This is a genomic window from Sessilibacter sp. MAH1, from assembly GCF_054658315.1.
Genome location: NZ_BAAGIC010000030.1, coordinates 1 through 7,997, shown reverse-complemented (window position 1 = coordinate 7,997; position 7,997 = coordinate 1). Strand labels below are relative to the sequence as shown.

At 41.2% G+C, this 7,997-nt stretch carries 10 protein-coding genes; all 10 read right to left on the bottom strand.

The genetic code is table 11. The annotated features are described in order from the left end of the window. Positions 1 to 125: 125 nt before the first annotated feature. Positions 126 to 410, bottom strand: a complete 285-nt coding sequence (locus ACYQ28_RS18640; protein ID WP_460052791.1) for a hypothetical protein — start codon at positions 408 to 410, stop codon at positions 126 to 128. A gap of 149 nt (positions 411 to 559) precedes the next feature. Then, positions 560 to 931, bottom strand: coding sequence for a hypothetical protein (locus ACYQ28_RS18635; RefSeq protein WP_460052788.1), 372 nt, complete (start codon positions 929 to 931; stop codon positions 560 to 562). 674 nt (positions 932 to 1,605) lie between these two features. After that, the gene (locus tag ACYQ28_RS18630) at positions 1,606 to 1,899 is read right to left on the bottom strand and encodes a hypothetical protein (RefSeq protein ID WP_460052785.1); all 294 of its coding nucleotides are present in this window, start codon (positions 1,897 to 1,899) and stop codon (positions 1,606 to 1,608) included. Positions 1,900 to 2,460: 561 nt separating this feature from the next. Further along, positions 2,461 to 2,895 carry a hypothetical protein gene (locus ACYQ28_RS18625; RefSeq protein ID WP_460052784.1) on the bottom strand — a complete coding sequence of 145 codons (435 nt, stop codon included), beginning with the start codon at positions 2,893 to 2,895 and terminating at the stop codon, positions 2,461 to 2,463. Next, positions 2,892 to 3,014 carry a hypothetical protein gene (locus ACYQ28_RS18620; protein ID WP_460164739.1) on the bottom strand — a complete coding sequence of 41 codons (123 nt, stop codon included), beginning with the start codon at positions 3,012 to 3,014 and terminating at the stop codon, positions 2,892 to 2,894. The genes ACYQ28_RS18625 and ACYQ28_RS18620 overlap by 4 nt, the downstream gene beginning before the upstream one ends. Then, entirely contained in the window at positions 3,004 to 3,471 is a 468-nt protein-coding gene (locus ACYQ28_RS18615; protein WP_460052781.1) for a hypothetical protein, read from the bottom strand. Before ACYQ28_RS18615 ends, ACYQ28_RS18620 begins: the two co-directional genes overlap by 11 nt. Positions 3,472 to 5,132: 1,661 nt before the next feature. After that, entirely contained in the window at positions 5,133 to 5,618 is a 486-nt protein-coding gene (locus ACYQ28_RS18610) for a hypothetical protein (RefSeq protein ID WP_460052779.1), read from the bottom strand. Positions 5,619 to 6,171: 553 nt separating this feature from the next. Next, entirely contained in the window at positions 6,172 to 6,492 is a 321-nt protein-coding gene (locus ACYQ28_RS18605; protein WP_460052777.1) for a hypothetical protein, read from the bottom strand. 124 nt (positions 6,493 to 6,616) lie between these two features. After that, complete coding sequence (locus tag ACYQ28_RS18600) at positions 6,617 to 6,952, bottom strand: hypothetical protein (RefSeq protein ID WP_460052774.1); 336 nt, start codon at positions 6,950 to 6,952, stop codon at positions 6,617 to 6,619. Positions 6,953 to 7,449: 497 nt separating this feature from the next. Continuing rightward, the coding region (locus ACYQ28_RS18595; protein WP_460052772.1) for a hypothetical protein at positions 7,450 to 7,997 on the bottom strand (548 nt) is incomplete at its 5' end.

Below are 7,997 nucleotides of genomic sequence, written 5' to 3'. Positions count from 1 at the left end.
CCTAACAGGATATAGCCGCTTACGACACTTCTTAATATTGCCTTTTCCCAATTTCCGTAATTCATCTAAAAACATAATGCTCAAAGAAGCGGTGCGCGATAGCGCGTCCAGCCCACAAGGCGATGCTACCTTTGCTTGTTAAGTGTTTGTGCTATATAGTCTTGTGAAGATGAGTGATGTTTATTAATAGCTTCAATCGCATTTTCAATGTCTGCTACTTTATTGGACTCACAAAAGTACAACGTGTATTTACCTGACTTGTCATCTTCGACCAGGTATTCATAGTCAATATCAAAGTGCTCAACCAATACATATTCAATGTAATCTCGATGATTCCAGTCATCTAGCTCCAAAACTGGTTCTTGCACTGGATCAATTCGTAGCTCTAATTTTCGTCTTAAATTGCTCATGCTCGACTGACACCTAACGCCACCAACACAGGCCGAGCGAAGCGAGGTCCAGTGTAATGCGTTTTTTGCATTGCACGATTGTGCTTGACTTTGTTAAGAGTTTATAGATGCTCTTCATTTAGCTCTTGCTCAGAATAGCAACGTGGGCCTCAATCCACACCGGTAATGTTGTCACCAAAGCCTGCCATTTCTATGGCTTCCTTCATTGGATAACGAACACCTTCCGGGGACAAATCTTTAATATGTTTCATTTCATCAATGTCGCTATCCCATTGAGCTTTATTTGGATGATCAAAAGCTATTCCACAACCAGTGCAATAACAAAATATTCTTTTATTTGATATTCCTTCTAAGTAAATGACCTGCCCACACCCTGCGGGGCACATATCGCTGGCATGATAAATTGTTTTATGCACCGAACTTTCCATGACTCTTAACACCGCCGTATGGGGCCGGAGTGAAGCAGCTTGATTTTTGTGGTATTCAACCACAAAAAACGAGTTGCGTAACGGAGGTCCCACATGACGGCCTAGTTATGTGTCTCTCGCCCGTCTCAAAATCTCTTTAGTTCGAATCTTGCCACGATCAGAGCCCTGAGCAAACATTACTGGGCTCCTGGCCGACGCTACTATAGCACCCAATTGATGGTCAGATAGTGTAACTAGATTTTCGCCAAAGTACTTATGGGCTGCTGCGTTTAAATCATCTCGACAGGTCGAAAATACACACTCAACCCAGATGCCAAATACTTCTTGGTCGTCAAGATGGATATAGCTAGCCAGCAACCATAGTGCGTTGTCGAGTTGCCAACTAATCGTGGCTCCTTTGCGGTGCTTGTAGACGAGATTGGAATAGCCCTGTCGCATGGCCTAGGAGCGAATTGCCGTGTCGCATTCAGCTACGATCGCTAGCTGATAAACCCTCGCTTCAACAGGAGCCACTACTTCTTGTCCCCTGTGGGATAACGCCTTCAGCGCTGAAATGTATGGAGCGAACGACACCAAATAGTAGGCACCAAATACGACAAACAGCACCGTAAAGATTGCAAGGATTGTCACTTTAAGTGATTTGATAATCATGAAACACATAACGCTAAGCTAACGGGCAATTATGCAATGCGAAAATGGCGAAGCCGCATTGCGTAATTGTCCCAGTGACCGCAGGGAACAAGTTTAGCGCTTTGTTATGTAACGTCTCATTCGCAGAGAGCATAAAGGGCTTCCTCGCATTCTTGGTTGCTAAAACTAAAATTGCACAAGGAGACCAAATTAGCAAATTGCCATCTATCATTTGAAGGCAGGCTGCAGATGATTTTCAAATGCTTCTTTTGAAATATTAGAGATTGGTCAAATTGCAATTTTGCATCGCTAGAAACAAATGCTCCATCTTTTCGATTTCCAAAGATTTTAAATGTCGTAGAGTGGGATTCCTTGAACTCTTGCCAAGTAATTTCAGATTCCAAAAAAGCAACAATTTCACTAGTTTTCATGAGTTACATAACGCTTTGCTTTGCGGCGCGCGTTAGCGCGTCCGGTGAAGGCCACATTTTGTGGCCGGAACGAATAAGAGCAACTTGTTAGAACAAGTACAAAAATAGCTATTTTGCGTTGCTAAAAATGTACTACTAAACATTTAAGTTACCTTACTTTCTGCGACTAAGTTTGCCAATCTCAACCACGAAGAACGAAACTACCAAACGTTACGTGCCACGTTACTAATTGAAACCGCGAAGAACAAAACTGCTCTGCCTCACGCAACCACTTCACTCATTGAAACTAAGAAGAGCAAAACTGCCCAACGTAAATCTACCTTTTTACTAAAAATTGGCTGCCACGATTTTGTAGCTGTCAACTTTTTACACCTTACTTAAAAATACCAAGAACCAGAACTTCAAGCTTACGTAACACCTAAAATTTACTACTGATAAAACCACTGAGTAGTTCTAACGACTTGCTAACCAGCACAGCAGTTGGAGCGGTTTTTTGTGTGACAATGCACGAAGTGCATGCACAAAAAGCGCGGAGACTACTGTGTCAGGTGGAGCAACTTGTTATGCATTTTCAATTATTGCTGCTATAAATGGACATGACGCTTGACATAATTGAATGTCCCTATCGCGATTTGGAGACTTTTGGCCATGCTCTAAATTGCATCGAACTTGGTAAATAATCATGAATAATGCAACCAGCTTCTCAATTGCAGTATTTTGGGAATGAAATTGCTTTTGATACCGTCGAGTATTACGCCCGTTTCCTCTCATATCCAATACCGGGGTCCTAAGTAAAACTTGGGCCTCCTCCACATTAGAACTTAAGATAACTTCAGCTGTTTCCTCTGATATAGAACTGCTCAGATAAAGTGAAATTAAATCACGCTCATTTTTGTTCCCAGCAAATAGATGATTGAACCCCCTCCAGTAATTGCTAAAAGCATTTAAAGGGTCGTTTTGCTGTTTTCCTCGCTCAAACCATTCTTTTGCTTTCATATTTTCTCTTTGTTTGCATAACGCCGCCACAACGGGCGAGTGGAGCAACGCGGAACGAGTCCAGCATTAATTGCGCTTTTTGCAATTAATGCGCCGTTGGTGGCTTTGTTATGTTTCATACCTACGTACTCCACCAAAATTAGGACCGACATCGGGATTAGAAACCGGTCTCGTTCTAAACAAAAATTCTACCCCATTACCTACTTCAGTATGCATTGATGACACTGAATCTAAAAACCTTGGGACGACCTTTTCCAATTGTGAGAATGTAGCACTCCAGAATAGATACGCGTTTGCTGTCTCTCTACCTTTTTCAGTGTCACGCCAAATCGAACTCCAAAGGTGGAAAGCGAAATCTGAATCCAATTTATCAGGTAGTATCTCCCAATCGCTTTCCCTAGATTCAATAAGTACGTTTGCGTCTGACATACCCACTTTCCCGAATATACCAACATTTGGTCGGCGCCCATAGTTTCCCAACTCCCAACCATAAGAAAGGGAAAAACTCGAAAGAATTTCTTCAATCGGCTTCAACTGCGCCTCGTAAATTTCACCACGTTCAACTATAGATTTCATCGCAATTTGCCTAGGAAGCATAACGCTTTGCTTTGCGGCGCGCGTTAGCGCGTCCGGTGGAGACCACGTTTTTTGTGGCCGGAACGAATAAGAGCAACTTGTTAGAACAAGTGCAAAAATAACTATTTTGCAGCACTAAAAGTATACAACCAAACATTTAAGTTACCTTACTTTCCGCCACCGAGCTTGCCTATTTGAGCCACGAAAAACGAAACCGCTATGCCTTATGCAACCACATTACTCATTGAAACTAAGAAGAGCAAAACTGCCCGACTCACATCTACCTTTTTACTAAAAATTGGCTACCACAATTTTGCAATTATTCTAATTTGACACCTTACTTGAAGACACCAAGGATGAAAACTTTCAGCTTACGTAACACTTAAAATTTACCACTGATAGAACTCTAGAGTAGTTCTAACGCCTTGCTAAGGGGCGCCAATGCAATTGGCGTCCCGCGGAGCCAGCTTTAGCTGGCGGAGTGTACTTGAGCAACTTGTTATAAGGCATTACTCGAAGCACCTTTTTATAAAATAACCACACACCCACGCTAGCCCAAGAAATATGACTGATATTGCAAGCAAGCCAAAAGTAGCACCGACCAACTGTAAGGTGAACTCTTTGTCTGTAGATGCAAGCTCTGTCACTAAAGCCCAGACTAGGCTTACACCGAAAACGCTAAATACTATGAGACCAATAAGCATAGAAAAGAAAACTAAAGGCTTTTGTAGCCTCTTAAACTGGATGCCTAATAGTATTGCTTCGATTAATCCCATTGCTAAATCTTGGTTGCCTTATAACGCTTTGCTTTGCGGCGCGCCTTATCGCGTCCGATGGAGGCCACGCCTTTTGTGGCCGGAACAAATAAGAGCAACTTGTTAGAACAACTACGAAAATAGCTATTTTGCAGTGCTAAAAGCGTACAACTAAACATTTAAGTTACCTTACTTCTGCTACCAAGTTTACCAATTTGAGACACGAAGAACGAAACTACCAGACTTTACGCGCCACTTTATTAATTAAAACCACGAAGAACAAAACTATCCAACGTAAATCCACTTTTTTACCAAAAATTGGCTACCACGATTTTGTATATACCAATCTTTTACACATTACTTGAAAATACCAAGAACCAGAATATCCAGTTTACGTAACACCTAAAATTTACTACTGATAAAACCACTGAATGGTTCTAACGCTTTGCTTTGCGGCGCGCGTTAGCGCGTCCGGTGGAGGCCACGCCTTTTGTGGCCGGAACGAATAAGAGCAACTTGTTAGGACAATTACAAAAATAGCGATTTTGTAATGTTAAAGGTGCACCACTAAACATTTAAGTTACCTTACTTTCTGCGACCAAGTTTGCCAATTAGAGCCACGAAGAACGAAACTACCAGGCGTTACGCAGCTACGTTGTTAATTGAAACCACGGAGAGCAAAACTGCCCAACTCACATCTACCTTTTTACTAAAAATTAGCTACCACGATTTTATAGCTGCTAACATTTTGCACTGTACTTGAAAGAACCAAGAACGAAAACTTTCAGTTTACGTAACACCTAAAATTTACCACTAATAAAACCACTGAGTAGTTCTAACGCTCACCTCACCGGAAAACAAAAGCAGAGCGAAGCGGCGCTTTTGGTTTTCCGGTGCAGGTGCTTGTTAGCACCAGCCTGCCGAAACACGATGCTCACAGGCAAACTGTATTGTACGTAAAAGCGGATATTGCTCCGGCACTGCGGCTGACGCCACCTTTTTACCTGAAATCTCCGCAACCATTTCAATGAATAATTCAGAGGTAGTCATTACACGACCACCTGCTAAGGTTTTAACATTTGCGTTGCTGGCAAAGCCTAGTAATGCAATTTGTTCAATATCAGTTGGTAGGTTTATGCCTTCAAATAGGGCCGGTATATATTTCCTGCCTGCTTCAAATTTTTTCGAGTAGCGCTCTTCTCGTTTAGCCCAAGAATGGGCATCCATAGACGGTTCAATGTGCACTAGATGATGAAGACTTGGATGAAAGGCAACTACATCAAGCTCGCATTCATACCCACCTGTTGAACGCGGTCCGACTTGGACATTTCGACGAACGAAATATCCTCTGTATTCGTACCATTCTGCTACTAACTGCTCAAGGTGATTCATAGTTTAAGTGCTAACGCTTTGCTTTGCGGCGCGCGTTAGCGCGTCCGGTGAAGGCCACGCCTTTTGTGGCCGGAACGAATAAGAGCAACTTGTTAGGACAAGTATAAAAATAGCGATTTGCGGTGCTAATGGTGTACTACCAAACATTTAAGTTACCTTATTTTCCGCTCCAAATTTGCTAATTTGAGCCACGAAGAACGAAACTATCCAACCTTACGCAACCACTTTACTCATTGAAACTAAGAAGAGCAAAACTGCCCAACGTAAACCTACTTTTTACTAAAAATTAGCTACCACGATTTTGTAGCTGTTAATACTTTGCTCTCTACTTAAAAGCACTAAGAACAAAAACTTTCAGTTTACTTAATACCTAACATTTACCACTGATAAAACCACTGAGTAGTTCTAACGCCCTTGGCACGGTCTGAAGCTGCGAAGTAGCGACAGTCCGAGGCAACTTGTTGCCAGTGCGTGCCTAAGCTTGTTAAGTTTAGATGCTAAATACATGAGGGTGTCTCTCACGAAATTCATTAGCGGTAAATGGCAATGCTTGTCAGCTAAAGCCAACAGTTTTTGCTTTAAAATCAATGTCACCACTTGCCATAGTAATTATATATGCATCATAGCTATCATGACTTGAATTCTGAACATTTGCTTCAAATACTAAATATGAGTCATTCGGGCTAGCTTCTGGGTCGAAGTCATTTGTAATATTTAGCGAAACCACAGACTCTAATACAAATTCAACTTCCCAGAACCTTGAGTCTACTGTGCCAGCAACAATAAAGCTCAATACGATTTTTGGATATTGAGAAAAATCTAATGTGACATCCGCATTGTCTAATAGATTGTTACATACTTCATTGATGTTCATATTCTCGGGTAGCTCGGACACTTAACGCTATTATAACCTGCCGAAACGGAGTTGATTTGTTTGCGTTAGCGTAGCGATTAAACGCAAACGAAGCAACGCAGTAGAGGTCAGGTTGATAAGCTTGTTATGCTTGACGCCCCAAATACCTAAAATATACATGTGACCCTGTAGACCACAAAAGATATATACCAAAATAAAAGCTAATAAAAACGAGCATATAGCTAAAAACCCGCTTGATAATTTTTGATTGTAAATATTTACCTTTAGCTGCCAATAAAGTAGCTACAGAAATGCTTCCGAATGACAAAAATACACAAATAAAAACCCCTACATGATTTAGTTTTTGGCAGAGATCACCTTGAACCATATACATTATGTATATAGAGGAAAAAAACGCCACAATTCCTACTCCCATAGGAGGTAGTGCAACATTGAACCAAAACCATTGCGCTTTATTCATACTTGAGCATAACGCTTTGCTTTGCGGCGCGCGTTAGTGCGTCCGGTGAAGGCCACATTTTGTGGCCGGAACGAATAAGAGCAACTTGTTAGAACAACTGCGAAGATAGCTATTTTGCGTTGCTAAAAGTGTACTACTAAACATTTAAGTTACCTTACTTTCTGCGACTAAGTTTGCCAATTTCAACCACGAAGAACGAAACTACCAAACGTTACGTGCCACGTTACTAATTGAAACCGCGAAGAACAAAACTGCCCAACGAAAATTTACCTTTTTACTAAAAATTAGCTACCACGATTTTGTAGCTGTTAATACTTTGCACTCTACTTAAAAGCACTAAGAACAAAAACTTTCAGTTTACTTAATACCTAACATTTACCACTGATAAAACCACTGAGTAGTTCTAACGCCCGCATAACCTTAATAGCAAGCGCTTTAATGGCCTGCTTTTCAAGGCCATGGCTTGCTGTTTCAGGTTATGCGTTTGTTATGTGTTTTTAGCATTGTTCGATAAGGCTAATTTTTTTGCGTTTTGTATCAACGTCAATTACTTCGACAGCTACCCGCTGGCCTACATTGTATGTGTTTTTTGTATTTTCGCTGAGCAAAAGACCTAAAAGAGTTTTTGATAGGCGAATAACATAACCATATTCAGTGGTGATTACTACAGTTCCAGAGGAGGTATCACCAATTGCCGGGGGAGCAATCCAAGGGTTTTCTTCCGGGTGAGCCTCCCTGACAGAACCTGTGTATTCACTTTCCAATTTATGAAGTATTTTTACTGATGCTTTTTCCCCCACCTTAATAGATTCATCTTCATCAAGCGGTCCGGGGTACCAAGACAATTCTGGACTTTTGACCAAAATAGATTCGCCTTGGTAATTAAACCTAATTCCAAAACTTAATACTTCAACCGCTTCAGCTTCTACTATTTGATTTAATTCCATGCTCATTTTATGCGATACACATAACGCTTGGGTAAATTGAAGACGCGCAGCGGCTTTCAATTTGACCCACTTGTTGTACGTCTTGAAGTAATAACAAT